This is a genomic window from Streptococcus sp. DD11 (genome assembly GCF_001578865.1).
GTDB classification, from domain to species: domain Bacteria; phylum Bacillota; class Bacilli; order Lactobacillales; family Streptococcaceae; genus Streptococcus; species Streptococcus panodentis.
Genome location: NZ_KQ969432.1, coordinates 1 through 502, shown reverse-complemented (window position 1 = coordinate 502; position 502 = coordinate 1). Strand labels below are relative to the sequence as shown.

Sequence of the window (502 nt, the reverse complement as noted above, 5' to 3'; positions counted from 1 at the left end):
CCATTGATACCCGGACCGAGGTCCTGATTCAGGAAGCCTTTAACAAGCTCATGCAGGGCCGGACCAGCTTTATCATCGCTCACCGCCTCTCCACCATCCAAAATGCCGATCTCATCCTCGTCATGGTAGACGGCGACATCGTCGAGCATGGCAATCATCAGGAACTCATGGCCGCCCAAGGCGTTTATTACCACATGCAGACGGCGCAGGGGAGTTTGGACTAAACATATAAGTATAAGCAAAACAACCGACCTAGTCACGCTAGGCCGGTCGTTTTTAAATATAAAATCAATTTATTGATCATTCTGAATAGCTGCCTTGACTTGGGCGATGGTGACTGGCTGGTCATCTCTGTAAAGGACTGTGTCGCCGTCGTTGTCAAGAATTTCGCCGACCAGGGGTTGGCTGTCTGGAGCTTTGACGGAGAATCCGCCGCCTAGTTTTTCCGGATAGGCAATGACTTGGTCATGGTCTGAAAATCTATCCAAGGTTTCTAGGAGCG

At 50.2% G+C, this 502-nt stretch carries 2 pseudogenes; one reads left to right on the top strand and one right to left on the bottom strand.

Annotated features, from left to right (window positions below):
- Positions 1 to 224 (top strand): annotated as a pseudogene (locus STRDD11_RS13280) (ABC transporter ATP-binding protein); the annotation flags it as partial.
- A 69-nt stretch (positions 225 to 293) separates the two neighbouring features.
- On the opposite strand, the pseudogene STRDD11_RS13805 reads toward STRDD11_RS13280, so the two are convergent.
- Positions 294 to 502: pseudogene (locus tag STRDD11_RS13805) on the bottom strand (hypothetical protein); the annotation flags it as partial.